Origin of the sequence: Microbacterium sp. B19(2022), from assembly GCF_012030385.1 — a bacterium.
GTDB classification, from domain to species: Bacteria; Actinomycetota; Actinomycetes; order Actinomycetales; family Microbacteriaceae; genus Microbacterium; species Microbacterium oxydans_B.
Window position 1 is genome coordinate 1 of the sequence record NZ_JAAUVO010000005.1, and the last position, 26,031, is coordinate 26,031.

28 protein-coding genes, 1 tRNA gene and 1 rRNA gene are annotated in these 26,031 nt (G+C 68.3%); 23 read left to right on the plus strand and 7 right to left on the minus strand.

Annotated features, from left to right (window positions below; genetic code table 11):
• The 19 genes from rrf to HCX50_RS05565 form a co-directional block, all read left to right on the plus strand.
• Nucleotides 1-107: ribosomal RNA gene (gene rrf, locus HCX50_RS05475) — 5S ribosomal RNA — on the plus strand; the annotation flags it as partial.
• A 166-nt stretch (nt 108-273) separates the two neighbouring features.
• Nucleotides 274-1,383: a hypothetical protein gene (locus HCX50_RS05480; protein WP_167633265.1), complete on the plus strand. Its 1,110-nt coding sequence runs from the start codon at nt 274-276 to the stop codon at nt 1,381-1,383.
• A gap of 38 nt (nt 1,384-1,421) precedes the next feature.
• Nucleotides 1,422-2,258: a hypothetical protein gene (locus tag HCX50_RS05485; protein WP_167633266.1), complete on the plus strand. Its 837-nt coding sequence runs from the start codon at nt 1,422-1,424 to the stop codon at nt 2,256-2,258.
• Entirely contained in the window at nt 2,258-3,295 is a 1,038-nt protein-coding gene (locus tag HCX50_RS05490) for an HAD-IIA family hydrolase (RefSeq protein WP_167633267.1), read from the plus strand. The genes HCX50_RS05485 and HCX50_RS05490 overlap by 1 nt, the downstream gene beginning before the upstream one ends.
• Before the next feature lie 52 nt (nt 3,296-3,347).
• A complete protein-coding gene (locus HCX50_RS05495) occupies nt 3,348-3,524 on the plus strand; it encodes a hypothetical protein (RefSeq protein ID WP_167381665.1) in 177 nt (58 codons plus the stop codon).
• A complete protein-coding gene (locus HCX50_RS05500; protein ID WP_167633268.1) occupies nt 3,521-4,318 on the plus strand; it encodes a TlyA family RNA methyltransferase in 798 nt (265 codons plus the stop codon). The genes HCX50_RS05495 and HCX50_RS05500 overlap by 4 nt, the downstream gene beginning before the upstream one ends.
• Nucleotides 4,315-5,235, plus strand: a complete 921-nt coding sequence (locus HCX50_RS05505; RefSeq protein ID WP_167633269.1) for an NAD kinase — start codon at nt 4,315-4,317, stop codon at nt 5,233-5,235. The genes HCX50_RS05500 and HCX50_RS05505 overlap by 4 nt, the downstream gene beginning before the upstream one ends.
• Complete coding sequence (recN, locus tag HCX50_RS05510) at nt 5,232-6,923, plus strand: DNA repair protein RecN (protein WP_167633270.1); 1,692 nt, start codon at nt 5,232-5,234, stop codon at nt 6,921-6,923. The genes HCX50_RS05505 and recN overlap by 4 nt, the downstream gene beginning before the upstream one ends.
• Nucleotides 6,924-6,940: 17 nt before the next feature.
• Nucleotides 6,941-8,650: a CTP synthase gene (locus HCX50_RS05515; protein ID WP_091037554.1), complete on the plus strand. Its 1,710-nt coding sequence runs from the start codon at nt 6,941-6,943 to the stop codon at nt 8,648-8,650.
• Nucleotides 8,643-9,224 carry an NUDIX domain-containing protein gene (locus HCX50_RS05520; protein WP_167633271.1) on the plus strand — a complete coding sequence of 194 codons (582 nt, stop codon included), beginning with the start codon at nt 8,643-8,645 and terminating at the stop codon, nt 9,222-9,224. The genes HCX50_RS05515 and HCX50_RS05520 overlap by 8 nt, the downstream gene beginning before the upstream one ends.
• 3 nt (nt 9,225-9,227) lie before the next feature.
• A complete protein-coding gene (gene xerD / locus HCX50_RS05525; protein ID WP_167633272.1) occupies nt 9,228-10,130 on the plus strand; it encodes a site-specific tyrosine recombinase XerD in 903 nt (300 codons plus the stop codon).
• A 156-nt stretch (nt 10,131-10,286) separates the two neighbouring features.
• On the plus strand, nt 10,287-11,120 hold the full coding sequence (locus tag HCX50_RS05530; protein ID WP_167381670.1) for a ParA family protein: 834 nt from the start codon (nt 10,287-10,289) through the stop codon (nt 11,118-11,120).
• Nucleotides 11,110-11,952 (plus strand): segregation and condensation protein A, encoded by an 843-nt coding sequence (locus tag HCX50_RS05535; protein WP_205828846.1) that lies wholly within the window; start codon nt 11,110-11,112, stop codon nt 11,950-11,952. Before HCX50_RS05530 ends, HCX50_RS05535 begins: the two co-directional genes overlap by 11 nt.
• Nucleotides 11,942-12,547: an SMC-Scp complex subunit ScpB gene (scpB, locus tag HCX50_RS05540; protein WP_167633274.1), complete on the plus strand. Its 606-nt coding sequence runs from the start codon at nt 11,942-11,944 to the stop codon at nt 12,545-12,547. Before HCX50_RS05535 ends, scpB begins: the two co-directional genes overlap by 11 nt.
• The gene (locus HCX50_RS05545; protein ID WP_167633275.1) at nt 12,544-13,350 is read left to right on the plus strand and encodes a pseudouridine synthase; all 807 of its coding nucleotides are present in this window, start codon (nt 12,544-12,546) and stop codon (nt 13,348-13,350) included. The genes scpB and HCX50_RS05545 overlap by 4 nt, the downstream gene beginning before the upstream one ends.
• Nucleotides 13,347-14,483: a prephenate dehydrogenase gene (locus HCX50_RS05550; protein ID WP_091037535.1), complete on the plus strand. Its 1,137-nt coding sequence runs from the start codon at nt 13,347-13,349 to the stop codon at nt 14,481-14,483. The genes HCX50_RS05545 and HCX50_RS05550 overlap by 4 nt, the downstream gene beginning before the upstream one ends.
• Nucleotides 14,476-15,198: a (d)CMP kinase gene (gene cmk, locus HCX50_RS05555; RefSeq protein WP_167633276.1), complete on the plus strand. Its 723-nt coding sequence runs from the start codon at nt 14,476-14,478 to the stop codon at nt 15,196-15,198. Before HCX50_RS05550 ends, cmk begins: the two co-directional genes overlap by 8 nt.
• A 40-nt stretch (nt 15,199-15,238) precedes the next feature.
• Nucleotides 15,239-16,711: a ribosome biogenesis GTPase Der gene (gene der / locus HCX50_RS05560; RefSeq protein WP_205828847.1), complete on the plus strand. Its 1,473-nt coding sequence runs from the start codon at nt 15,239-15,241 to the stop codon at nt 16,709-16,711.
• Between the two features lie 61 nt (nt 16,712-16,772).
• Nucleotides 16,773-17,672 (plus strand): NUDIX domain-containing protein, encoded by a 900-nt coding sequence (locus HCX50_RS05565; protein ID WP_167633277.1) that lies wholly within the window; start codon nt 16,773-16,775, stop codon nt 17,670-17,672.
• 45 nt (nt 17,673-17,717) lie between these two features.
• Here HCX50_RS05565 and HCX50_RS05570 read toward each other — a convergent pair whose 3' ends face one another.
• The 5 genes from HCX50_RS05570 to HCX50_RS05590 are packed head-to-tail and all read right to left on the minus strand — an operon-like array spanning nt 17,718 to nt 21,377.
• A complete protein-coding gene (locus HCX50_RS05570) occupies nt 17,718-19,151 on the minus strand; it encodes an HNH endonuclease signature motif containing protein (protein ID WP_167633278.1) in 1,434 nt (477 codons plus the stop codon).
• A 52-nt stretch (nt 19,152-19,203) separates the two neighbouring features.
• On the minus strand, nt 19,204-19,575 hold the full coding sequence (locus tag HCX50_RS05575) for an RNA-binding S4 domain-containing protein (RefSeq protein WP_205828834.1): 372 nt from the start codon (nt 19,573-19,575) through the stop codon (nt 19,204-19,206).
• The gene (locus tag HCX50_RS05580) at nt 19,575-20,243 is read right to left on the minus strand and encodes a lysoplasmalogenase family protein (RefSeq protein ID WP_167633279.1); all 669 of its coding nucleotides are present in this window, start codon (nt 20,241-20,243) and stop codon (nt 19,575-19,577) included. Before HCX50_RS05580 ends, HCX50_RS05575 begins: the two co-directional genes overlap by 1 nt.
• A gap of 59 nt (nt 20,244-20,302) precedes the next feature.
• Nucleotides 20,303-20,758 carry a hypothetical protein gene (locus HCX50_RS05585; RefSeq protein WP_167633280.1) on the minus strand — a complete coding sequence of 152 codons (456 nt, stop codon included), beginning with the start codon at nt 20,756-20,758 and terminating at the stop codon, nt 20,303-20,305.
• 34 nt (nt 20,759-20,792) lie between these two features.
• Entirely contained in the window at nt 20,793-21,377 is a 585-nt protein-coding gene (locus tag HCX50_RS05590) for a GNAT family N-acetyltransferase (RefSeq protein WP_167633281.1), read from the minus strand.
• A gap of 108 nt (nt 21,378-21,485) precedes the next feature.
• Between HCX50_RS05590 and HCX50_RS05595 the strand changes: the two genes are divergently transcribed.
• Nucleotides 21,486-21,562: transfer RNA gene (locus tag HCX50_RS05595), tRNA-Pro, on the plus strand.
• A 407-nt stretch (nt 21,563-21,969) separates the two neighbouring features.
• Here HCX50_RS05595 and HCX50_RS05600 read toward each other — a convergent pair.
• Nucleotides 21,970-23,253 (minus strand): VCBS repeat domain-containing M23 family metallopeptidase, encoded by a 1,284-nt coding sequence (locus tag HCX50_RS05600; protein WP_167633282.1) that lies wholly within the window; start codon nt 23,251-23,253, stop codon nt 21,970-21,972.
• A 277-nt stretch (nt 23,254-23,530) separates the two neighbouring features.
• On the opposite strand from HCX50_RS05600, the gene HCX50_RS05605 reads away from it, so the two are divergent.
• From HCX50_RS05605 to HCX50_RS05615, 3 genes are all read left to right on the plus strand, one after another.
• Complete coding sequence (locus tag HCX50_RS05605) at nt 23,531-24,109, plus strand: hypothetical protein (protein ID WP_167633283.1); 579 nt, start codon at nt 23,531-23,533, stop codon at nt 24,107-24,109.
• A gap of 125 nt (nt 24,110-24,234) precedes the next feature.
• Nucleotides 24,235-24,720, plus strand: coding sequence for a hypothetical protein (locus HCX50_RS05610; RefSeq protein ID WP_205828835.1), 486 nt, complete (start codon nt 24,235-24,237; stop codon nt 24,718-24,720).
• Nucleotides 24,717-25,475 carry a pentapeptide repeat-containing protein gene (locus HCX50_RS05615; RefSeq protein WP_167633284.1) on the plus strand — a complete coding sequence of 253 codons (759 nt, stop codon included), beginning with the start codon at nt 24,717-24,719 and terminating at the stop codon, nt 25,473-25,475. The genes HCX50_RS05610 and HCX50_RS05615 overlap by 4 nt, the downstream gene beginning before the upstream one ends.
• Here HCX50_RS05615 and HCX50_RS05620 read toward each other — a convergent pair.
• Nucleotides 25,472-26,005 carry a hypothetical protein gene (locus tag HCX50_RS05620; protein ID WP_167633285.1) on the minus strand — a complete coding sequence of 178 codons (534 nt, stop codon included), beginning with the start codon at nt 26,003-26,005 and terminating at the stop codon, nt 25,472-25,474. The two genes, HCX50_RS05615 and HCX50_RS05620, sit on opposite strands and share 4 nt — an antisense overlap.
• Nucleotides 26,006-26,031: the final 26 nt, after the last annotated feature.

The following is a 26,031-nucleotide window of genomic DNA, read 5'->3' on the forward strand; positions in this document are numbered from 1 at the left end:
ATAGCGTGAGGGAAACGCCCGGTTACATTCCGAACCCGGAAGCTAAGCCTCACAGCGCCGATGGTACTGCAGGGGGGACCCTGTGGGAGAGTAGGACACCGCCGGACTCCTTTTAGACAAAATGGCCGCCCATCGTTGGGTGGCCATTTTGCGTTTACACGAAAAGAACAGGGAGCATCATGCCAGAAGAGGAAGAGCGCCGTCCGCGTCGCAACGACGACAGCGGATCGCGCGGTAATCGCGCTTCTGGCGGACGCCCCGGAAACAGCCGTGATGGTGGTGCCCCGCGTCGCGAGGGTGGCGGCTATAACCGTGATGGTGCTGCTCCCCGTCGTGAGGGTGGTGGCTACAACCGTGATGGTGCAGCTCCCCGCCGCGAGGGTGGCTATAACCGCGATGGTGCAGCCCCTCGTCGTGAAGGCGGTGGTTATAACCGCGATGGTGCAGCCCCTCGTCGTGAAGGCGGTGGTTATAACCGTGACGGTGCAGCCCCGCGTCGCGAGGGTGGCGGCTACAACCGTGACGGTGCAGCCCCGCGCCGTGAGGGTGGTGGCTACAACCGTGATGGTGGTGCAGCTCCCCGTCGTGAGGGTGGTGGGTACAACCGTGATGGTGGTGCAGCCCCGCGCCGTGAAGGTGGTGGCTACAGCCGTGATGGTGGAGCCCAGCGTCGTGAGGGTGGTGGGTACAACCGTGATGGCGGAGCTCCCCGTCGTGAAGGCGGTGGCTACAACCGTGATGGTGCAGCTCCCCGTCGCGAGGGTGGCTACAACCGTGATGGTGGAGCCCCGCGCCGCGAGGGTGGTGGCTACAACCGTGACGGTGCAGCTCCGCGTCGCGAGGGTGGTGGCTACAACCGTGATGGTGGTGCAGCTCCCCGTCGTGAGGGTGGGTACAACCGTGATGGTGGAGCCCAGCGTCGTGAAGGTGGTGGGTACAACCGTGACGGTGCAGCTCCCCGTCGTGAGGGTGGGTACAACCGTGATGGTGGTGCAGCTCCCCGTCGTGAGGGTGGTGGGTACAACCGTGATGGCGGAGCTCCCCGTCGTGAAGGTGGTGGCTACAACCGTGATGGTGCAGCTCCCCGTCGCGAGGGTGGCTACAACCGTGATGGTGGAGCTCCACGCCGTGAGGGTGGTGGCTACAACCGTGACGGTGCAGCTCCGCGCCGTGAGGGCGGCGGATACAACCGCGATTCCGCGCCCCGCCGTGACGGTGGCGATCGCGACAAGTCCCGCTCGTTCCCGCAGCGCGGAGGCGCCGGTCGGGAGCGTCCGGCTCAGGCGACGAATGAGCGTCCGCGGTTCGACGAGCCGCAGATTCCCGACGAGGTCACCGCGCGCGACCTCAACGGTGGAGCTCGTAACGAGCTCAAGACTCTGAGCAAGGAGAACGCCGAGCACGTCGCGCGCCACCTGGCGATGGCTTCGAAGCTCATCGACGAGGACCCCGCGCTCGCGCACGAGCACGCGCTGGCCGCTTCTCGACGCGCAGGTCGTATCGCGATCGTCCGCGAGACGCTCGGCATCACTGCTTACGCGACGGGTGACTTCGCCCTCGCGCTCCGCGAGCTCCGTACGTACCGACGCATCTCGGGCAAGGACGATCAGATCGCGCTGATGGTCGATAGCGAGCGTGGCATCGGACGTTCCGATCGCGCGCTCGAGACCGGCCGCGCCGTCGACCGCACCGCCCTCGAGACCCCTGTACGCGTCGCACTGGCGATCGCGATGTCGGGCGCTCGTCTGGACCAGGGTGACCTGGAACTCGCGCTCGGCGAGCTCGAGATTCCCGAACTCGACCCGGATCGGGCATTCGAGTGGAGCCCTGCACTGTTCGCCGCTCGCGCTGCTGTGCTCGAAGACCTCGGACGCACCGACGAAGCCGAGTTCTGGGCACATCGTGCGGAGGTCGCCGCCGAGGCACTCGGTATCGACGAGGCCGGTGACGAGGAGATCTTCATCGAGGACAGCATGATCGAGGGCGAGTTCCTCGACGACGACGTCGCCGAACCGGTCGATGAGGCCGACGACGCCGACGACGCCGACGACGCCGACGAGGCCGACGAGGCCGACGCCGTCGAGCCCGATGCAGACGCCGACGAGTCGGAAGACGAAGCGGACGAGGAAGCGTCTGAAGTGCCTGTGTCTGAAGCGCCCGCTGCTGACGAGACTGATGCGGAAGAGCCCACGGTCGAGGACGAGGTTCGCGAACTCCTCGGTGAGGACGAGGCCGACGACGCGGATCCGGAGGCGTAGTGGCGCTGTTCTCGCGTAAGCGCGCCTTGCGCACGCCGCTCGACGGCGTCGACACGATCCTCGCCGACCTCGATGGCGTGGTCTACGCGGGCCCCGGTGCGCTGCCGCACGCGGTCGACAGTCTCAATGAGGCCGCGAAGTCCGCGCGACTCGGCTACATCACCAACAACGCGGCTCGCACCGATGCATCCGTCGCGGAGCACCTCAGCAGCCTGGGGCTCCGCGTCGATGCGGCAGACGTGGTCACGAGCCCGCAGGCGGCCATGCGTCTGATGGCGCAGATCGTGCCCGCGCCGGCGACGATCCTGGTCGTCGGTGGCGATGGTCTCGTCGACGAGGTGCAGAAGGCCGGATACACCGTCACGCGCAGCGCCGAGGATTCGCCGAGCGCCGTCGTTCAGGGGTTCGCCCCTGAGGTGGCGTGGACCGACCTCGCCGAGGCCGCATTCGCCCTCAAGCTTCCCGAAGACGAGGGCGGGATCCCGTGGATCGCCACGAATACGGACTGGACGATCCCGCGCGAGCGCGGTGTCGCACCGGGTAACGGCACTCTCGTCTCCGCGGTGCACACGGCCATCGGTCGGTTGGCGACCGTCGCCGGCAAGCCCGAAGCCCCGATCTTCGAAGAGGCGCTCGCCCGGTTCGGCGCGCAGAAGGCGCTGTTCATCGGCGACCGACTCGACACCGACATCATGGGCGCGAGCCGGGTCGGGATCGACTCGGTGCTCGTCCTCACCGGAATCGACCGTCCCAAGCATGTGCTGGCGGCTCCCGAGGGCTCGCGCCCGACCTACATCCTCGGCGACCTGCGTGAGCTGCATGTTCCGTATCCGGAGGTCACGGAACGGGACGGCGTGTTCGACGTGAACGGCGCCGCCGTGCGGGTCGTGGGGGCGGACGTCGAGATCGTGGCGGATTCCGGATCGCAGATCGACCTGCTGCGCGCCGGCGCGGCCGCGATCTGGGCATCGGGGACACCCGTGTTCGTGCTGCGCGTTCCCGAGCGCCTCTACGACGACCCCTTCCACCGGCCCTGAGGCAGCTCGCGTCGCTCCGGCCGCCGTCGGAGGCGCCGCGTACAGTGGAACCGTGAGCGAAGAGACGACGAGTGCGCCGACCGACGGCCTGTGGAGCCGTCTGCGTCTGATCGAGGGGCAGCCCCTTCCGGCGAGAGCCGATGCGTACGCGAGCCTGCACGACGAGCTCTCCCGACGCCTCGAGAGCGGCGCGAAGCTCGACCAACGGGAGACTCCGGGATCCCGATGACGCGACTCGATGCCGCCCTCGCCGCCCGAGGACTCGCCCGTTCGCGCAGCCATGCCGCCACACTCATCGCCGACGGGCTCGTGAGCATCGATGGCCGCCAGGCGGTGAAGGCCTCGACCGCTGTCGGCGACGAGGCGCAGATCACGATCGCGGGCGCCGACCACTACGTGGGCCGCGCGGCCCACAAGCTCATCGCCGGGCTCGACGGATTCGCCATCCCTGTCGAGGGGCGACTCGCGCTGGACATGGGGGCGTCCACCGGCGGATTCACGCAGGTGCTCCGTGAGCGCGGCGCACGAAAAGTGCTGGCGGTCGACGTCGGACACGGACAGCTCGCCGCGTCGATCGCGGCCGACTCCGGCGTCGTCGCTGTCGAGGGCTACAACGTCCGTCACATGACGCGTGAGAACCTCGCAGAGGCGACCGGGGAGGGCGAGGCGCCCGACCTCGTGGTCGGCGACCTCTCGTTCATCTCGCTCGAGCTCGTGTTGCCCGCGGTGGCGGTCATCGCCGAGCCGGGATCCGACGTCCTGCTGCTCGTGAAGCCGCAGTTCGAGGTCGGACGCACCGCAGTGCGCGGAGGTCTCGTCACCGATCCCGCCACTCGCGCGGACGCCGTCGCCCGCACCGTGTGGACCGCCTGGGACCTCGGGTTCGGGATGCTCGGCATCCTGCCCTCCCCGATCCTCGGAACGCACGGGAATGCCGAGTATCTGGTGCACCTCGCGCCGGGTCGGGGCAGCAATCCGACAGAATGGTTGGACAGCATCAACCGACTGGCAGGAGGACGATGAACGTGCGCAGCATCCTGGTCGTCGCCCACGCCGGCCGAGTCGACACGGTCGACGCCGCCCGCCGCGTGATCGGAGCCCTTCGCGAAGCCGGAGCCCGGCCGGTGCTGGCCGCCGACGATCATGAGGCTCTCGTGGCCGTGGACGAGTTCTTCGCGGATGCCGACGTCCTCGGCACGTCCGTCGACCCGGCCGATCTCGAGCTGGCCATCGTGCTGGGTGGGGACGGGACCATCCTTCGCGCGGCCGAGCTGGTCCGTGACAGCGGTGCCCCCGTGCTGGGCATCAACATGGGTCACGTCGGTTTCCTCGCCGAGATCGATCGCGACGACATGGACAAGGCCGTCCGCCGCGTGATCGATCGTGACTACGAGGTCGAGGAACGACTCGCGCTTTCCGTGCGCGTGAAAGACGCCGCAGGGGCGGTCGTCTACGAGACCTGGGCCCTCAATGAGGCCACGGTCGAGAAGGCGAGCCGGGAGCGGATGATCGAGGTGGTCCTCGAGATCGACGGCCGCCCGCTGTCGAGCTTCGGCTGCGACGGCATGGTCATCTCCACTCCGACCGGCTCGACCGCGTACAACTTCTCCGCCGGGGGACCGGTCATCTGGCCCAGCGTCGAGGCGATCGCCGTGGTGCCGCTGTCGGCGCACGCGCTCTTCGCCAAGCCCCTGGTCGTGAGCCCCGATGCCTCCGTCGCCATCGAGATGCTCGAGCGCACCGACGGTTCCGGCATCCTGTGGTGCGACGGACGTCGCTCGCACGACCTGCCTCCCGGCGCGCGTGTCGTCGTCCGCCGGTCCTCACGTCCGGTGCGCCTCGCACGTCTGCACCCCACGGCGTTCACGGACCGTCTCGTGCGCAAGTTCCAGCTGCCCGTCGAAGGATGGCGCGGCCAGACTCCGGGGACGCCGTCATGATCGAAGAGATGCGGATGCAGGGTCTCGGCGTGATCGCCGACGCCGTGCTGCCGCTCGGTCCTGGGTTCACGGCGATCACCGGTGAGACCGGTGCCGGCAAGACGATGGTGGTCACGGGGCTCGGGCTGCTGCTGGGCCAGCGCGCTGATTCCGGCGCGGTGCGCGCCGGCGCTGCGCAGGCATCGGTCGCTGGGGTGTGGATCGTCCCCGAGAAGGGCGATGTCGCCGAGATCGTGGCGGATGCCGGGGGAGAGTTGGAGCCCGCAGGGGCGGGCAACGCCGAGCTGTACGTCTCGCGCACGCTGAGCGCCGAGGGCCGCAGCCGCGCGAGCGTCGGCGGCCGCGCCGCACCGGCAGGTGTGCTCTCGGCTCTGGCCGAGGAACTCGTCGTGGTCCACGGACAGTCCGAGCAGCTGCGTCTGCGATCCGCCGCTGCGCAGCGTGATGCGCTCGACCGCTTCGGCGGTGCTCCGATCGCGAAGGCGCTCGAGACGTACGCCGGCTCCTTCGCCCGCTGGCGGACACTCGATGCCGAGATCTCCGAGATCACCGAGAACCGCGACCGCCGTGCGGAAGAGGCAGCTCGACTGCGTGAAGCCCTCGCCCTGATCGAGGCGACCGCACCGGAACCCGGGGAGGATCAGGACCTCGCCGAACGTGCCGAGCGGCTTGCGAACGCCGAAGAGCTGCGCCTCGCCGCCTCCCTCGCGCATGGCGCGCTCTCGAGCGAAGACGGCGAACCCGATGCATCGGCCCTCGTCGCTGAGGCGCGCCGTCTGCTCGAGCGCACGGCCGATGCGAAGCTCACCGAGATCGGCGAGAGCATCGCCGACATCGGATACCGGATCGCCGACACCGCCGGGCTTCTGTCCGCGTACCTGGCCGACCTCGACGAGACGGGCCCTCACGAGCTCGCTGCCGTCGAAGAGCGCCGCGCGGCGCTCGGGACCCTGATCCGTGCGCACGGATCCCTCGACGAGGCTCTCGCGCTGTGGCAGACGGGTTCCGCCCGCCTGGCCGAACTCGACGACGACGGCGATCGCATCGAACGACTCATCGCCGAACGTGACGCCGCGCGCGCCGAACTCGATGCGCATGCCGCCGCGCTGACCGCGACGCGCACCGACGCCGCCGTCCGCCTCGGCGAAGCCGTGACCGACGAGCTGCACGCCCTCGCGATGCCGGATGCGCGCCTCGAGGTCGCCGTCTCCGAGGGTCCCGAGAGCACCCACGGTCGAGACGACGTCGCCATCCTCCTCGCCCCGCATCCGGGCGCTGAGCCCCGCTCCGTTTCCAAGGGCGCCTCCGGCGGCGAGCTGTCTCGAGTGATGCTCGCCATCGAGGTCGTCATCGCGGCGACCGACCCGGTCCCGACGTTCGTCTTCGACGAGGTCGACGCCGGCATCGGCGGTGCTGCCGCCATCGAAGTGGGCCGGCGACTCGCCCGGCTCGCAGAGAAATCGCAAGTCATCGCGGTGACGCACCTCGCACAGGTCGCGGCGTTCGCGAACAATCACCTGTCGGTCGTGAAGGCCAATGATGGCGCGGTCACGGCCTCGAGCGTACGGCGTCTCGAGGGCGAAGACCGAGAGGCCGAGATGGCCCGTCTGCTGTCCGGACTCACCGATTCCGACGCCGCATTGACCCACGCGCGTGAACTTCTCAGCCTCCGCGTCCCCACCGCCTGATAGGATCGAAGCCCGTGATGAACTCTTCTTCCGCGGCACCCAAGAACGACACGACCAAGCACATCTTCGTGACTGGTGGTGTCGTTTCGTCTTTGGGCAAGGGACTGACGGCGGCCAGCCTCGGCAACCTCCTCACGGCCCGCGGTCTGCGCGTCGTGATGCAGAAGCTCGACCCTTATCTGAACGTCGATCCCGGCACGATGAACCCGTTCCAGCACGGTGAGGTCTTCGTCACGGACGACGGTGCCGAGACCGACCTCGACATCGGCCACTACGAGCGCTTCCTCGACATCAACCTGTCCGAGGCCGCGAACGTCACCACCGGCCAGATCTACTCGCAGGTGATCGCGCGCGAGCGCCGCGGCGAGTACCTCGGCGACACCGTGCAGGTCATCCCGCACATCACCGACGAGATCAAGCGCCGCATGCGCCTGCAGGCCAGCGAAGACCCGCGCCCCGACGTGATCATCACCGAGGTCGGCGGCACGGTCGGCGACATCGAGTCGCAGCCGTTCCTCGAATCCGCCCGCCAGCTGCGTCACGAGCTCGGTCGCGACAGCGTGTTCTTCGTGCACGTGTCGCTCGTTCCGTTCATGGGGGCGTCGGGGGAGCAGAAGACCAAGCCCACGCAGCACTCCGTCGCGGCGCTCCGTCAGGTGGGTATCCAGCCCGACGCGCTCGTGCTCCGCAGCGACCGCCCCGTGAGCGCGAGCAACCGCAACAAGATCGCGCTCATGTGCGACGTCGACGTCGAAGGCGTCATCAACACGGTCGATCTGCCGAGCATCTACGACATCCCGTCGACGCTCAACGACCAGGGGCTCGACTCGTACATCGTGCGCCGCCTCGGCCTCGACCAGAAGGCCGCGGAAGAGGTCGACTGGACCCGCTGGAGCAAGGTGCTGCACGCCGTGCACAACCCCAAGCACGAGGTCACGATCGGCCTGGTCGGCAAATACATCGACCTGCCCGATGCCTACCTCTCGGTGACCGAGGCCCTCAAGGCCGGCGGTTTCGCGCAGGAGACCAAGGTCAACATCCGCTGGATCCCCTCGGACCTCTGCGAGACGCCGGAAGGCGCTCAGGAGCAGCTGGCCGAGCTCGATGGCATCTGCGTGCCCGGCGGCTTCGGCATCCGCGGCATCGAGGGCAAGCTCGGCGCCCTCAAGTTCGCCCGCGAGCAGGGCATCCCGACGCTCGGTCTGTGCCTGGGCCTGCAGTGCATGGTCATCGAGTACGCGCGTGACGTGGCCGGCATCGTCGGCGCCTCGTCGAGCGAGTTCGACCCGGAGACCTCCGAGCCCGTCATCGCCACGATGGCGGAGCAGATCGACATCCTCGATGGCGGCGACCTCGGCGGCACGATGCGCCTCGGCCTGTACCAGGCGGCTCTCGCCGAAGGATCGCTCGCCCGCGAGCTGTACGGTGCGCCGGAGGCCTCCGAACGGCACCGTCACCGCTACGAGGTCAACAACGCCTACCGCGACCGTCTGACGGATGCCGGCCTGGTCTTCTCGGGCCTCAACCCCGAGCTCGACCTGGTCGAGTACGTCGAGCTGCCGCGCGACGTGCACCCGTACTACATCGCCACGCAGGCGCACCCGGAACTGCGCTCGCGTCCGACCGCGCCGCACCCGCTGTTCCGCGGGCTCGTCGGCGCCGCGATCGAGCGTCACCGTGCGAGCGAACTGTTCGACGTGAGCGATGACGTCACGGCCGATGCCTGAGTCGATCGAGCCCCTCCGGGACGAGCCGTTCGAGCCGGAGGTGCTCCAGAGCGACCTCGTCTACGAAGGCAGGGTCTGGGACGTGCGCTCCGACCGCGTGCGCTACGGCGACGGCGAGATCGTGCGGCAGTACGTCGACCACACGGGCGCCGTGGCGATCCTCGCGCTCGACGACGATGGCCGTGTCCTGCTGATCCAGCAGTACCGGCATCCGATCCGTCATCGGGATTGGGAGCTGCCCGCGGGTCTGCTCGATGTCGAGGGGGAGGAGCCGCTCGCGGCCGCCCGACGCGAGCTCGCGGAGGAGGCCGACCTGGTGGCCGCCCACTGGGAGCCGCTGGTCTCCTCGTGGACCACCCCCGGCGGTAACGACGAGATGATCCACATCTTCCTCGCGACGGGCATCTCCTCGGCTGAGAGCGCGCACGATCGGGAGGACGAGGAAGCCGACATCCGCGTCGAGTGGGTGCCGCTGGCCGACGTCGTGGATGCTGTTCTCGAGGGTCGCATGCACAACGGCATCCTCACGATCGGCGTGCTGGCCGCGGCGCAGAGGCTCCGCGATCGGGGCTGAGGGATGCTGCTCGAGCGCGCCCTCGACGCGTACCTGCGTCACGTCACGATCGAGCGCGGCCTGAGCGAGCACACGATCGCCGCCTACCGGCGCGATCTCGGGGGCTACACGGAGTGGCTGGCGGCCGAAGGCATCACCGACACCTCGGAGGTCACGGCGGCGGTGATCGACCGCTTCATCGCGGAACGCGCCTCGGCAGAGCCGGCCCCGGCGTCGTCGAGCCTCGCACGGCTGCAATCGTCCGTCCGCGGCTGGCATCGATTCCTCGCCCGTGAAGGAATCGAGGTCGACGACCCGAGCGGACGGCTGCGTCCCCCCAAAGCCCCGCGTCGCCTCCCGAAGGCGCTGACCATCGATCAGGTCGAGCGGCTGCTCGGTGCGCCGTCGCCGGAGGATCCGATCGGCGTGCGCGACCGTGCCCTGCTGGAACTGCTCTACGCGACGGGGGCCCGCGTGTCCGAGGCGATCGGGCTCGACGTCGACGACCTGGCACACGGTGATGTGCTGCGGCTGCGGGGCAAGGGCTCGAAGGAGCGCATCGTGCCGATCGGCTCGTTCGCGCGCGCGGCGGTCGATGCCTACCTCACGCGCGTCCGCCCGGCGCTCGCGGCGAAGGGGCGCGCATCGGCCCGGCTCTTCCTCGGTGCGCGCGGGGCACCGTTGTCGCGGCAGAGCGCCTGGCTCGTGATCCGGGCGGCCGCCGAGAAGGCGCAGATCACCTCTGAGGTGTCGCCGCACACGCTGCGGCACTCCTTCGCGACGCATCTGCTGCAGGGCGGAGCCGACGTGCGCGTGGTGCAAGAGCTGCTCGGGCACTCGTCGGTCGCCACGACGCAGATCTACACGCACGTCTCGGTGGACACCCTGCGGGACATCTACGCCACTTCGCACCCGCGCGCGCGTTGAGGTCGGCCGACACGGGAGAGGCGCCGTGCCGCGTGCCGAGGCGGCTGAGGAACGGGCCGACCGGTACAATCGACCAAGCACGAAGGAGCAGGAGAATCGGTGGCTGAGAAAGTGGCGAAGTCCAGGGCGAAGGCGCAGAAGGCCGACGAGACCCCCATGGGACCCACCGGCCGTCCGTATCACGGGTTCGCGATCCCGGAACCGCTGAAGTCCCACGGTCCTGCACGCATCATCGCGCTGTGCAACCAGAAGGGCGGCGTCGGCAAGACGACGACGTCCATCAACCTGGCCGCAGCTCTCGCGGAGTACGGCCGGAAGGTGCTCGCCGTCGACTTCGACCCGCAGGGCGCGCTGTCCGCCGGTCTCGGCATCCCGACGCACGACGTACCGACGATCTACGACCTCCTGCTCGACACGAAGCGCGACGCCCACGACGCGATCGTGCACTCCAGCGTCGAGGGCCTCGACGTGATGCCCGCGAACATCGACCTGTCGGCTGCTGAGGTGCACCTCGTCAACGAGGTCGCCCGCGAGACGATCCTCGCCCGTGTCCTGCGCCAGGTCGCGGGGGAGTACGACGTCATCCTCATCGACTGCCAGCCCTCGCTCGGCATCCTCACGGTCAACGCCCTCACGGCCGCACACGGCGTGATCATCCCGCTCGAGTGCGAGTTCTTCGCCCTGCGCGGTGTGGCACTGCTCATCGAGACGATCGACAAGGTGCGCGACCGACTGAACCCCTCCATCACGATGGACGGTCTGCTGGCGACGATGTACGACCCGCGCACCCTGCACTCCCGCGAGGTCCTCGAGCGCGTGGTCGAGGCCTTCGGAGACGATGTGCTGGAGACCGTGATCGGCCGTACCGTGAAGTTCCCCGATGCCTCGGTGTCGGGTGTGCCCATCACCGAGTTCGCCCCCGAGCACGCGGCCGCTCAGGCATACCTGCGGCTGGCGCGGGAGCTGGTCGCCCGTGGCGCTGTCGCCTAGCGAGGGATCCGTCGACGCGACGCTCGAAGAGAGCGCGAGCGATACGGCCGAGCCCGGCTTCCGGGTCTCGCTGTCCAACTTCGACGGCCCGTTCGATCTGCTCCTGAACCTCATCTCGAAGCACGAGATGGACATCACCGAGGTCTCGCTGAGCGCGGTCACGAACGAGTTCATCGCCTACCTCGGTCAGCTCGAGAACGATGAGGAGCTGGACCAGGCGTCCGAATTCCTCGTCGTCGCGGCGACGCTGCTCGACATGAAGGTGGCCGGCCTCCTCCCGCAGGGCGAACTGGTGGATGCCGAGGCCGTCGCGCTGCTGGAGGCACGTGACCTGCTGTTCGCCCGTCTGCTGCAGTACCGCGCCTTCAAGGAGGTCTCGGCGTGGTTCGCCCGGTGCCTACAGCGCGAGGACCGCCGACACGTCCGCGCGGCACGCCTCGACGAGAAGCACCGCAAGCAGACGCCCGAGCTCGTGTGGTCGCTGACCGCCGACGACTTCGCCGCACTCGCGCTGCTGGCCTTCGCGCCCAAGGAGATCCCGCACGTCGGCCTCGATCATCTGCACGCGCCGCTGGTCAGCATCCGCGAGCAGGCGGCGATCGTCGTCACACTGCTGCGCGGCACGGAGTCGTTGAGCTTCCGCGAGCTGGTCTCGGGGGTGAGCGAGCCCGGCATCGTCGTCGCGCGCTTCATCTCGGTGCTGGAGCTGTACCGCCACGCGGCCCTGTCTTTCGAACAACTGGAACCGCTCGGCGAGCTCACGCTGCGCTGGGCCGCCGACTCCTGGTCGGACGAGACTCTTGCGACCCTGGGGGCCGACTATGACCGATGACATGACCGAGACCGTCGACGAGGCGACCGAGGCGACCGAGATCCCGCTGTCCGAACGCATCGAGGCCATCCTCCTCATCGTCGACGAGCCGCTCGGACTGGTGGCACTGGCCGCCGCGGTCGGCTCTCCGGTGCCTGCCGTGCGGCAGGCACTCGAGACGCTTGTCGACGACTACGACGGCAACGGCAAAGGCCCTCGCCGGGGGTTCGAACTCCGCGAGGTCGGTGGTGGCTGGCGTCTGTATGTGCGCGAGGACCTCGATTCGCTGGTCGCCGAGTTCGTCGGCGGACAGGCTCCCGCGCGCCTTTCACAGGCGGCGCTCGAGACGTTGGCCGTCATCGCGTACAAGCAGCCGGTGACGCGTAGTCAGGTCGCCTCCATCCGTGCGGTGAACGTCGACTCCGTCGTGCGCACCCTCCTCGCCCGCGGTCTGATCACCGAGCTCTTCGCCGACTCCGAGACCGGCGCGATCAACTACGGCACCACCGACGCACTTCTGCAGCACCTGGGCATCAACTCGCTGGACGAGCTGCCCCCGATCTCCCCTCTGCTCGATGACGGTGCAGACGGTTTCGACGAAGGGACCATCCGATGACCGGCTTCGAGGCCACCACCGACTCCGAGGGCGCCCCCGAGGGCGTTCGTCTGCAGAAGGTGCTCGCCGCCGCCGGGGTGGCTTCGCGCCGCGTCGTCGAGCAGTACATCACCGAGGGGCGCATCCGCGTCAACGGCGTCGTCGTCTCCGAGCTCGGCCGACGCATCGACCCGGAGCACGACCTCGTCGACGTCGACGGCAGCGCCGTGCAGCTGGACGTCTCCAAGCGCTACGTCATGCTCAACAAACCCACCGGGGTCGTCAGCAGCATGAAGGACGAGAGCGGTCGTCCCGACCTCCGTCGCTTCACCGAGGACTACGAGGAGCGCCTCTACAACGTCGGACGCCTCGACGCCGAGACCAGCGGCCTGCTCATCCTGACCAACGACGGCGAGCTCGCCCATGTGCTGGCGCACCCGTCGTTCGGCGTGACCAAGGTGTACATCGCCAAGGTCGAGGGCATGGTGCTGGCCCAGACGATCTCGAAGCTCACGAAGGGCATTGAGCTCGAGGACGGTCTGATCGCGGCCGACAAGGCACGTCTGCTGGACACCTCGCGCGGGTCGAGCCTGGTCGAGCTGACGCTGCACTCCGGACGCAACCGCATCGTGCGCCGGATGCTCGCCGCGGTCGGCCACCCGGTCACCGAACTGGTGCGTCGGCAGTTCGGACCGCTCCACCTGGGAACCCTCCCGGCCGGGAAGACGCGGGAACTGACTAAAATCGAACTTGGCGCGCTTCTCACCCTGTCGCGCCGTGATTCCGGTGTCGCCGAGGCGCCAGGCGAGCAGGAGAACGAATGACCGATACGACGAGTGCGCCCACGGCGCGGAGGGCAGGCGCCGTCGCGCCGCGGCTCTCCGGTACCGTCCGCGTCGTCGGTGCCGGTCTGCTCGGGTCGAGCGTCGGACATGCGCTCCGATCGAAGGGCATCGACGTCGTCCTGACGGATGCTTCGCCCGCGCAGTTGCGCCTCGCGGTCGACTACGGTGCCGGTCGCCTCGCCGCCGACGATGACGAGCCCGCGCTGATCGTGGTGGCCGTGCCGCCCGACGTCACCGCCGACGTTATCCAGGCCGAGCTGGAGCGCTTCCCGGAGGCCGTCGTCACCGACGTCGCCAGTGTGAAGCTCGAGCCGTTCCGCACCCTGCAGTCGCGGGGCGTGGACCTCACCCGCTACATCGGCTCCCACCCGCTCGCCGGGCGCGAGCGCGGGGGAGCGATCTCGGCGCGCGCCGACCTCTTCGTCGGTCGCCCCTGGGTCGTGTGCCGTGACGAAGACACGAAGGCCGCCGATCTCGCCCTGGTCGAAGCCCTCGCCCTCGACGTGGGTGCCATGCCGCTCGAGATGACGCCGGAGGAGCACGACCGCTCCGTCGCGCTCACCTCCCATGTGCCGCAGGTGGTGGCGAGCCTGCTCGCCGGCCGTCTCGCGGATGCCGAGGAGGGCGCTCTGCGCCTCGCCGGCCAGGGAGTGCGCGACACCACCCGCATCGCCGCCTCGGCTCCCGAGCTCTGGGTGCAGATCCTCGGCGCCAACGCCGGTCCCGTCGTCGAGATCCTCGACGCTCTCGCGGGCGATCTCGCCGATGTCGCCGCCGCACTGCGTGAGCCGGGTGCTCCCGGTGCCCGGCGCATCGTCGCGGAGACGATCCGTCAGGGCAACGACGGCGTCGACCGTCTTCCCGGAAAGCACGGACAGAACCAGCGCTTCGAGTCGCTCGTCGTCATGATCGACGACACCGCCGGTCAACTGGGTCGCCTGTTCGGCGAGCTCGGAGAACTCGGCGTGAACGTCGAGGATCTCCGACTCGAGCATTCGCCCGGGGCGCAGTTCGGCCTGGCCGAGATCAGCGTCGACCCTGCCGCACTTCACGGGGCGATCACCGGGCTCCAGGAACGCGGCTGGCGGATTGCGGGGAACACGAATGACTGACACCACCACCCCGTCTGCGGCACCGGCTTCTGCGACCGACGCCCACAAGTTCATCGCCATCGACGGCCCGGCCGGTTCGGGCAAGTCCAGCGTGTCGAAGGCCGTCGCCCGCACGCTCGGTTTCGGCTACCTCGACACGGGCTCCGCGTACCGCGCACTCGCCTGGCACGTGCTGGACCGTGGCGCCGACACCTCCGATGCCGACGAGGTTCTCGCCGCGGCATCCGATTTCCCGGTGCGACTGGGGCTCGACCCCGATGACCGCACCGTGCGCGTCGGTGATGCCGATGTCACCGAAGCCATCCGGGACCCGCGGGTCTCCGGTGCCGTGAGCGGCGTGGCACGCGTGCCCGCGGTGCGGGCCCAGGTGAACGAGCTGTTCCGCACGCTCGTCGCCGAGTCGGCGTACCCGGCCGTCGTGGTCGAAGGCCGCGACATCACGACCGTCGTCGCACCGGACGCTCCCGTGCGGATCCTCCTCACCGCGGCCCCCGAAGTACGGGCCGCTCGACGTGCCGGTGAACTCGCCGGCGAGAACGCGGCCGCTGTCGCCGCGGCGTTGCACAAGCGCGACGCCTCAGACAGCGCCGTCGTCGACTTCCTCAACGCCGCAGAAGGCGTCGAGGTCGTCGATTCGACGGAACTCGATTTCCCCCAGACCCTCGACGCCGTCCTCACGGTGATCGAACGAATCCAAGGAGCACACCGTGGCTGACGAAGAATACGAAGGCGGCCCCGACCAGCTCGCCGAGAAGATGGAACAGATCGACGAGCAGCTCGCCGAGCAGCGGGCGGAGACCCTGCGCGCCGGGCTCGCCGACTACGACCTGGACGATGAGGACGCGGCGCTGCTCGCCGGCATCACGCTCGGCGAAGACGGCATCCTGTTCAGCCCGGCGCTTCCCGTCGTGGCGATCGTCGGTCGACCGAACGTGGGCAAGTCCGCGCTCGTGAACCGCATCCTCGGCCGTCGTGAGGCCGTCGTGGAGGACACCCCGGGTGTGACCCGCGACCGCGTGACGTACAAGGCCGAGTGGGCGGACCGGCGGTTCTCCCTCGTCGACACCGGTGGGTGGGAGCCCGACGCGCGCGGCATCGACCGTTCCGTCGCGATGCAGGCCGAGGTCGCGATCGACCTCGCCGACATGGTGCTGTTCGTGGTCGACGCGATGGTCGGCGCCACCTCGACCGACGAGCACGTCGTCAAGCTGCTGCGCAAGAGCGGCAAGCCGGTGTTCCTCGTCGCCAACAAGATCGATGACGCCCGTCAGGAGCCGGAGGTCGCGGCTCTGTGGAGCCTCGGTCTCGGTGAGCCGCATCCCGTCTCGGCCATCCACGGCCGCGGCGTCGCCGACCTGCTGGACGCCGTGCTGAAGAAGCTTCCCGAGATCTCGGCCGTCGCGAAGCAGGAGATCGGCGGACCGCGTCGTGTCGCCATTCTCGGTCGCCCGAACGTGGGCAAGTCGTCGCTGCTGAACAAGGCGGCCGGCGAAGAGCGCGTGGTCGTGAACGACCTCGCCGGCACCACCCGCGACCCGGTGGACGAGGTCGTCGAGCTCGGCGGCAAGATGTGGCGTCTGGTCGACACTGCCGGCATCCGTCGTCGCGTGCACATGGCGCAGGGCGCGGACTTCTACGCCTCGCTGCGTACGTCGGCCGCGCTCGAGAAGGCCGAAGTGGCCGTCGTCGTGCTCGACGTGTCGGAGTCGATCAGCGAGCAGGATGTGCGCATCATCGACCTGGTGCTGGAGTCGGGGCGCTCTCTCGTGCTCGCGTTCAACAAGTGGGACCGTCTGAACGACGACGACCTCGAGAACGCCGACCGCCGTCGTTACCTGGAGCGCGAGATCGAGCAGGACCTGGCGCACGTCGCCTGGGCCCCGCGCGTGAACATCTCGGCCAAGACCGGTCGTCACCTCGACAAGCTGGTTCCCGCGCTGGAGACGGCGCTGGAGAACTGGGACCGTCGTATCCCGACCGGCAAGTTCAACGCGTTCCTCGCCGAGCTCGTCGCCGAGCACCCGCACCCGCTTCGTGGTGGCAAGCAGCCGCGCATCCTGTTCGGCACGCAGGCGTCGACGCGCCCGCCGACGTTCGTCCTGTTCACCACCGGTTTCCTCGACCCGGGATACCGTCGGTTCATCCAGCGGCGTCTGCGCGAGCTCTACTCGTTCGAGGGCACGCCGATCGTCGTCAACATGCGCGTGCGCGAGAAGCGCCAGCGCTGATCTGTTCCGGCGCATGTCGCGCCGTGGTGCCGAGGCCCCGATGCTGTGAAAGGCTGAGGGGGTGACTGTCGTACCTCCTGCTGCCGGTGAACCGCGTCGCCCCGAGGGGCCGCGGGATCCGGGCGATGCGTGGGTGGTCGCCGAGTCGGGGGAGCGGTACTGGGGGCGCTTCGGCGCTGCCGGTCTGCTGGCGTACGACCCTGCTCGCGGCATCCTGCTGCAGCACCGGGTGGCGTGGAGCCATTTCGGCGGCACGTGGGGATTGCCCGGCGGTGCGCTGCACGAGGGCGAGAGTGCGATCGTGGGCGCCATCCGCGAGGCGCAGGAGGAAGCGGGCGTGCCGGACGGCGTCGTGCGGCCTCGCTTCACGAGCGTCCTCGATCTGGACATCTGGTCATACACGACGGTCGTCGCTGATGTGCGCGTGCCGTTCGACCCGGTGATCAGCGATCCGGAGAGCGTGGCGCTCGAGTGGGTGCCGGTCGAGCAGGTCGCCGAGCTGCCGCTGCATCCGGGTTTCGGTGCGTCGTGGTCGGCGCTGCGCGCCCTGCTCGAGGTACGGCCGGTGGTCGTCGTCGACGCGGCGAACGTCGTCGGATCGGTGCCGGACGGGTGGTGGAAGGACCGCGCGGGAGCGGCCCGGCGGCTGCGTGCGCGCCTCGAGGGATTGACCGTGCCTGCCGCTGACCTGGAACTCGAGGGATCCGCGTGGTTCCCAGAGGTGTCGATGGTGGTCGAGGGGCAGGCTCGCGGCATCGACTCCGATTCGAGTGTGGTCTCCGTCATCCGCGCCGACGCCGCGGGCAATGATGCGATCGTCACCGAAGTCGAGCGTCTGGTGGCCGCGAAGCACACCGTGGTCGCGGTGACCAGCGACCGTGGCCTGCGCGAACGGGTCGAGCACGCCGGCGCCGAGCGTGTGCGATCGGCCGGATGGCTGCGCGATCTGATCGATCACTGAGCCTGACGTCCCTCCGGGGGCCAGGGTTCATCTACCGAACAGGCGTCAGACGAACATGACCCGTCGGGGTGGCGGATCGGTGTAGGCGCGTCCGAGCGGGCTGTGCCAGGTGATGCTGCCGTCTCGTTCCTGCTGTGCTGCCCACCGATGCGGGTCGGGGATGTCGGGGTGCTTGAGAGTGTGGTGCGCGCGGCAGAGATGCCCGAGGTTGTCGAGGCGCGTCTTCCCGCCCTTGGCATGGTCGTGCTGGTGGTCGATCTCGCAGCGGTGCACCGGCATGCGACAGCCGGGGAAGCGGCAGTGCTGGTCACGAGCACGCAGGAACCGTCGCATGCCCTCGGTCGGGGAGTACGTATCGGTCTCGACGAGCATTCCGGCGGCGTCGAGGAACAGGCGGGTCCATCCGCTGTTCCATCCGGCAAGAGCGCGGGCGACGTCGGGGTGCAACGGGCCGTGCCCGTCGAGCTCGGCCGGTCGGTCGTCCATGCCTGCGAGCGTGGTCGCGGCGACCGTGACCTGGACGCGTCCCTGGATGCGACCGAGGCCGTCGCCGTGCGCGAGGGATGGGGCGCCGGCGAGCAGGAGGTCGGTGAAGAGGTCTGCCTGGACCTGCGCCCACGTGCGTGTGTCGGCAGGGATGTGCTCGGTCTCCGGGTCGGTCGCGAACGTGTCGCCGTCGGCGCCGAAGATTCTCCCGTCGGCGCATGTCTCGGCGTAGGCGTCGAAGGCTGGGTCGTCGAGTGCGAAGTCTTCGGGGTGAAGAGCATCGATATCGTCGTCCGACCACCAGGTCAGGAACTCGGGGATACGATCCTCCCGCGCTCGCACGACCTCCCGTGTCATCCGGCTCAGCCTGTCGGAGATGGCCGTCGCGATCCACTCGGGGAGCATAGCCGTGAGCAGGGCGAGGCCGTCGTCGAGCGACTTCACGGTCACGCAGCGTTCCTTCGCCGCTCGCCGATGCCGTTCCCCGACGCTCTCGCCGATGAGTGCGCTGGCGACCTGTCTCGCGTGCGCGCGAGTGCGGGCAGCCGTGTCTTGCTCGGCGACGACGAGGACCGCCGTCTCGAACAGGGCCATGACGCCGGCATCGACCTTCTTGTTGCGGATGGCTTCGGCCACGAGCGCACTCGCGCGGGCGATCTCGCGGACATGGCCGGCGCTCAGGGAACCCGCGGCGAACGCTGCACGGACCGCGGGGAGGTGGTCGTGAAGTGCCTGTGCGTCGGCGAATGCGAAGTCCATCGACCCGCGGGAGACATGACCGGCGGCGGAGAACTCCGCGATCATGGAGCGGTGAATCGCGTCGCGGTGGAACGGACTCGCTGACACCTCGGCATCGTGGAGAGCGATCTGCTCCACCAGCAGCTCGGCGGCCTCCGCTTCGAGCGCGGCGATGAGCCGTCGCATCTCGGCCCAGGCATCGAGCACGCGGCGTCGCTCCGCGAGTTCGAGGTCGATGTCGGTCCGAGTAGCCATACCCCGATTTTAGAACAAATATTCGAAAGATCGAGGCGAGGATGACGGCATATCAATCCTCTGGGTCATGGTTCCGCCCGCGCAGCTTGTCGATGTCCCGACGCTCCCGCTTCGTGGGTCGCCCGGCCCCGCGGTCACGCAGACCGAGTGCCGCCTGGGGCTCCCGTTCGGGCGTCTTGTCCTCGTAGGCGAGCGCCGCCACAGGAGCGCCGACTCGCTTGACGAGAACCTGACGCACGAAGAGGATCCGGTCGAATCCGGCGATGCGGATGCGCAGTTCGTCGCCCACCCGTATCTGCTGTGCAGCCTTCACCTTGTCGCCGTTCACCCGTACATGCCCCGCGCGGCATGCGGTGGTCGCGGCCGATCGAGTCTTGTAGACGCGGATCGCCCAGAGCCAGCTGTCGACGCGTGCGGCATCCATCAGGAAGCCCGCTTTCGCAGCGTGACCAGCGCGCCCGCGATGATGAGGCCTTGGCCGAGCGTGTAGGTGAGCATCACGGCCGGGCTGCTCCACGCCGGGAGCCCGTCGGGGAGGAAGAGCCGGAACGCGAGCAGTGTGTCGCTGGCGAGGAAGAACGCTCCACCGACCGCGATCAGCGGGTGGCACCGCGCCGAGAATGCCGCCGTGCCGCCGAGGACGAGTCCGTAGACGGCGACCGCGATCAGCAGGCCGCCGGTGTGCGGGCCGAGGACGGCGATCATCGCCACCCACCAGAGCGCGTAGATCAGGGCCCACCAGGGCATCCGTCGCGCGCTCAGCCGGCGAGCGAAGAGCAGGATGTATGCCACATGGGCGATGCCGAAGAACAGCAGCATGAGGGGGAGTTCCGGTGCCGCGGGGAAGAACGCGCCCACGCCGTCGCCGAGCCAGGAGAAGAGCACCGCCGCGAGGAGCAGGGCCAGGGTCATCGGCGGCTTGATCCACCGGGCAGCGGCCAGGACTGGGACGGCGAGCATCGGCATCAGTAGCAGCTTCGTCGGTCCGGCGAGCGGGCTTCCGACGGCGAGCAGGATGACGTGGAGAACGGAGACCGCGACGTAGGGGAGGAACGTCCAGGCGAGGAGCGAGGACGGGGCGCGGCGCTGCATCTCCCCATCGTAGGCTCGGCCGATTGCCGGGCGCGCTGTCGGATGAGGCATGCGCGGGCTCAGGACTCGACGGTGACCTGCTGGACGGCATCGTCGATGCCCAGGTGCACGGCCGGCCAGTATCCCTCGGGGAAGTGCTCGCCGCAGCTGTCGGTGAAGTGGAGGATGACCGTGCCGTCGGGGGTGGCCTCGATCGCCTCAAGTGCGAGATCGGAGGCGGCGCCCTCGAGGTCCTGCGGGTCGGGCTCGCCCGTGGTGAAGTTCGTGACGACGGCATCCGTCGCGATCCGGCGCAGCGTGTGCAGCCGCTTGACGACCTCGCGCGTGCGGGGGAGCAGCAGCGTGACCTCGTCGGGAGTTGTTCCCTCGAGCATGAGCTCGAGTTCCGTGCCCTCGACCGAGACCGTGCCGACGAACCAGTCATGCGTGAGCACGGAGCCGTCGGTGAGCTCGGAAGTGGCGCGGGTGAAGGTGCCGAGTTCGGGATCGTCGATGGTCGGGCTCGCGTCGCTCATGCCTTCACGCTAGTGGCTCGGGCGCGCGGCACGATCATGGGGTCAGGTCGAGGGCGACGAGGGTGCGCCCCGGCTTGAGTGCGGTCTTCTCGGTGAAGCCGGCCGCGAGGAACGTGCCGAGCGTGCCGTGGAACAGATCGTTGGCTCGTTGCTTCTCGCCGCGTGTGTCGACCGGGTAGCCCTCGATCAGTCGAGCACCGGATTCACGGGCGTAGTCCACAGCGGCTTCCAGGAGTGCGTGATTCAGCCCGACGCCGCGGTGCTCGCGCCGCACGACGAAGCACGTGACTGCCCAGACGGACTCATCGTCGAACGGTTCGGTGGTCGCCGCGGCGATGATGCGCGTGCGCGGGATGCGAGCCTGACGGGTGCGTGGCCCGATCCTGATCCACCCGGCCGCCTCGCCGTCGACGTAGGCGATGATCCCGGGCGGAGGCCCGCCGGCGATCTCGGCGCGGAACATCTCGGTGCGCTGCGGGGTCGTGGTCGTGTTCCAGTCCTTGTTGCTCAGCACGGGCCAGATGCACTGGCAGCTCGCGCCGTCGCCGCCGCCGGTGAGAGCGTGCTGCACATCGTCCCAGCGGTCGGTCGTCGCTACCTCGGTCGTGATCGTCACCATGCACGCGACGGTACGCGCGGCATCCGACAACCCGCAACGGCTCGGTTCGCGGAGGGGCTCGGGTTGCGGCTAAGATAGGGGAGTTGCCTGCGCGAGAGTGCAGAACAACGGGCTGTGGCGCAGCTTGGTAGCGCACTTGACTGGGGGTCAAGGGGTCGCAGGTTCAAATCCTGTCAGCCCGACCACAAAGCCCCGGAGAACCGCAGGATTACGCGGAACTCCGGGGCTTTTTCTATGCCCGCCCGAAGGCTGAGCCGGCGGCGTCTCGCATACGTCTCACACGACGACGAGAGATGCGTCCGAGGCAGCGAGATGACGGGCGGCCTCGAGCGCCTCGGTCCGACGAAGCTCGACGGCTGCGATCGCCTCGTTCACCCGTTCGGCCATAGGTGCGAGTCAGTGTTCAGCATCTGCGTCGCGTCCTTGGCAGTGGCGCGCGATGCTCGCTGTATCGGACACGGACACGGACACGTGCACTGACGACACGACGCAGCTCTGCACGGCGATCTCTGGTCACAACGATCGCCTCGGGCTTTGAACCGAGAGGACCCCCGCCCAGCCTTCAGGCTGGGCGGGGGTCTTCTGCCGTTGATCAGCCGATCAGTCGCTGATTGTTCCAGCCATGACCGATCTGCGTCGGGTTGGAGACTCCACTTCCGGTGCCCGGGTAGAGCAGGAGGTTTCCACTCGCGTCTCGGGCGATGATGTCGGCCTTGCCGTCAGTGTTGTAGTCGCCTCCGCCGGTGATCACGCTCATCCCGTTCCAGCCGTTACCGATCTGGGTTCCCGCTCCGATGCCGTAGCCGGTGCCAGCATAGAGAAACAGCAAGCCAGCACTGTTGCGAGCGATGATGTCGCCATACGCGTCTCCGTTGAAGTAGCCCGCCACGGCGGCGGTGATACCGGACCAGTTGTTGCCGATCTTCAGGGGTTCGGGGAAAGACCCGCTGCCGTTACCCCGGTACGCGTAGAGGTTGCCGTCAGCCGCTCGAGCGACGATATCTGCGCGGCCGTCACTGTTGAAGTCCGCACCGCCCGTGATCAATGACATGTTGGCCCATCCATGGCCGACTTGCGTCGGGTTGAACGAACTCGCCCCGTTGCCTCGATAGAACCATTGGTTGCCGTCGTTTCGAACGGTAACGATGTCTCCGTTGCCGTCCCCGTTGAAGTCGCCGCGAACGATCGCAGTGGTCGTACCCCAGCCGCTGCCGAGCGTCTGGCCGGTCAGGCCACCGGCACCGTTTCCGTAATAGGCGGTCATGTCGGTGTCTCCACCTAAGACGTCATCGTGTCCGTCTGAGTTGATGTCGTACCCTCCACCGCCACCCGCACCGAGGCCGGGGAAGTCCATGGGAATCGCGTTGCCTCGGGTGACGTTCGTGTTGCACGTGTACCCCTGGTTTGCGATATTGGCGCCGTCGCGGCGCAGTTCGAAGTGCAGGTGAGGTCCGCTTGAGTTTCCGGTGCTCCCCACGACGCCGATCTGCTGTCCCTTGGTTACAGCCTGACCAAGATTCACCGATCCCGGCGACACCATGTGCGCATACAGGGTCGTATATCCACCGGGGTGGGAGATCACCACATAATTGCCATACCCGCTGCTATACGTGCGAGCGCTGACTGTCCCACCGTAGGCAGCGATAATCGGTGTTCCCCCGTTGTTGGAGATGTCGATGCCTTCGTGATCCCGTGGGTTGCCGCATCCATCGTCGACGCGCGAAAGAATCTTCCCAGAGGCCGGCTGGACCATCGCGCCATACGCGGCTTGCGCGGCGGGCGGCTCCGCTACGAACGGGGTCAGCGCGCCGATTGCAACCGCAAGCGCCGCCAGCATTCCAATTCGGGCGCGACGAGGCGCCAGAGTTCTCTTCATTTTCAGTTCCTAAAAGTTGGAGTGGGACCCGCGGCCGAGGGCGTTCGCGGTCAACCTATCAACCTGCCTGGGCGCAGCGATGTCCCCTCTTCGCCCTACAGACATGCCCAGCGAGAACTAGATACGTTGAGAGACCCCCACCTCGCGTGTCCGGGGGACGCCGACCATCTCCAAGAACCCCCTCCGAAGGGTTGCGGCCACGCTCGATGCGCCGAGCTGGGCGTTGTCCCGACTGGGGGTCCGGTGACCCCCGTCGGCGTGCCCATAGGCTGGGCGCATGCCTGCGTTCTTGTACCCCGCCTTGCCGGATCGCGGGGATGGGGCGCGGTTGGGTGGTGCTCCGCCATCGGCGATCGAGACGCATCCGCTTCTGGAGACGCATCGGTATCTGCTGACTCTCGCCGCGGGCTGCGCTTCGTGGACTGGCGGACGCGAGGTGTCGGTGGTGCTGCGTGCCGGCTTCGGCATCGAAGACGAGGATGTCGTCTATCCGGACATGGCGATGCGGGCGATCGTCCATGACCCCTCGCCGCGTGGCGGACGGGACGACCTGGGGTGGCCGGGACTGCGTTCGACAGCGCTGATCCAACGACCGGACGCCGCCTCCACACCGGCTCTGGTGCGGATCGATGACGAACCCGTCTTGATCCAGAGCGAGCCTGCGTTCGCTGATGCCGTGCGCGCCGACGGGCATCGCTTCCTCTTTCAGATCGATGAGGACGGGTGGCCTGTGGAGGGCGAGCTCGAAGACCTCATCGAGGAGTATCTGTGGGGATACGGCTCGGTGTACTTCTACGGCACACCGGGCGCGGACGGGATCGTGCGCGACGTCGTCGCAGGCTTTCTCGATTTCTAGCCGAACGCGACAACACCGCTCGCGGCCCTCGAAGCGCGATCGATAAACTGCCACGGTGAGCACCGTCGAATATGAGGTCGTGACGCCGGACGGCGCCACCGACCCGATCCAGGTGGGGCCGCACGATGACTGATCCCTCCGGAATCGACGGCGTACCGAATGGCCGGCTCACGTTCCGCACGGTGTGGGGTGGCCCCTCGCCGCAGACGGGCTTCATCGAGGAGGTCGCGCGGATCAAGCAGCGCCTGCGCACGGTCGAATTCTCGTATCAGCTCGACCTCTTCCTGACGGTCGGCGGCGAGATCACGCCCGTGCCGGGGCCGTCCGGGTTGCGAACACCGCGGGTGTTCCTGTCGCGATGCACTGCCACGGGAGAGATCCGGATCAGCAACGACGACGTCAGCGTCGCGGCTGATCCCGTAGCCTTCCTGCGGCAGACGATCCACCGGGCGATCGCCGACCTCATGAGTCGCATCGCTGCCCGTGACCCTGCCTTCGACGCGGACGCGGAGCGAGCGAAGATCGCCTTCCTCATCGACGACGAGGCCACCGTCGACGCTCAGGCCGTTCCCGCTGCGGAGACGCCTGCTGCCGAGAGGACGCGCGAGTGAAAGCGCCTGGCGATGCCGAGCTGTCACGCCGGTGGACACCTGATCGGCTGGTTGCGCTGCAGGAGCAGATCCTGGAGCAGGCGCGCATCCTGAAGGGTCCGCATCGGTTCGATACCGACTGGCCGGCGACGGACGAGGGACTGCTTGATCTGCGCGGCGTGAAGTCGGGGCGCGAAGGTCTGCAGTTCCGGTTCGTCACCTTGTCCCGCGTTGATTTCCGCCGTGCGCGAGGCCGCCTGATGTTCTTCGAGTCCGAGCTCTCCGACTGCCTGTTCGATTCTGTGTCGTTGACCGGGCAGCCCCGTTTCGACCGCAGCTTCGTGCGATGCAGTTTCCGGGCAGCGTCGCTGAAGGGGCTGGCGATCGGCACGCAGATCACCGAGTGCGACTTCTCGGGCGCGAACCTGCGCACGGTGAGATCGTTGCCGAACACTCGATTCGAACGCTGCATCTTCGACGGTGCCGACCTCAGTGGCGCTGACTTCTCGGATGCCACCTTCACGGACTGCACTTTCGTCGATGCCACCTTCTCAGCGGGCACGAGCTTCACCCGGTGCACATTTCTGAACACGTCCATCGCGTTCGGTCTCGCGCGCGTGACACGCTCCCACCGTGAGGGCGAGCCGTTGCCGGACCAATGGGACGACGAGGAGCACGCCGACGCCGCACGTGAAGCGTACGCGCAGCGCTATGCGCGTGCCGCGGCCGCGGGGCGTGCGGACGATCTGCCCTTGGACCCGGAGGTCGAGAGCTAGCGGCCTAGCGTCGTGTCAGGCATGCTGATGCCGTCGAACAGGAGTCTCTCGACGACGTCGTTCCGTGCTGCCGGCCGCGCGATGATGTACCTCAGTAGATCCTCGAATTGAGGGAACACGACCACCGCTTCTTCGAACTCCGGCTCCGTTCCGTGGACGACTGCTCCGTCGTCGCGCACTGCCAGGTACTCGTATCCGTTGCGAACGGAAAGCAGGATGGGTAGGTGGCGCTTCCAGAAACGGGAGACCGCGACCACCTCGTCATCCGTTGTCGCCGCCTGGATGCTCAGCTGTTCGAACTCGTTCCACGCGAAGGCATCCTCCGCGCCGGTCGAGTAGTCGTGGCGGGACAAGAACCACACCGTCTCGTCCGAGTTCGACAGCTGCGAGAACGAGGACACCCAGCGGATCACTGTGTCGGGTGCCGTTCGCAGCGCGGAGGGAACTCCGTCTTCCGTGGACAGCGGCGGCTCACCCGTCCACCCGGCTTCCTCCAGGCATCCGGTGGCACGTCGGAAGAGTTCCGTCATGCTGCCAGGCTACCGAGCCATCTCTC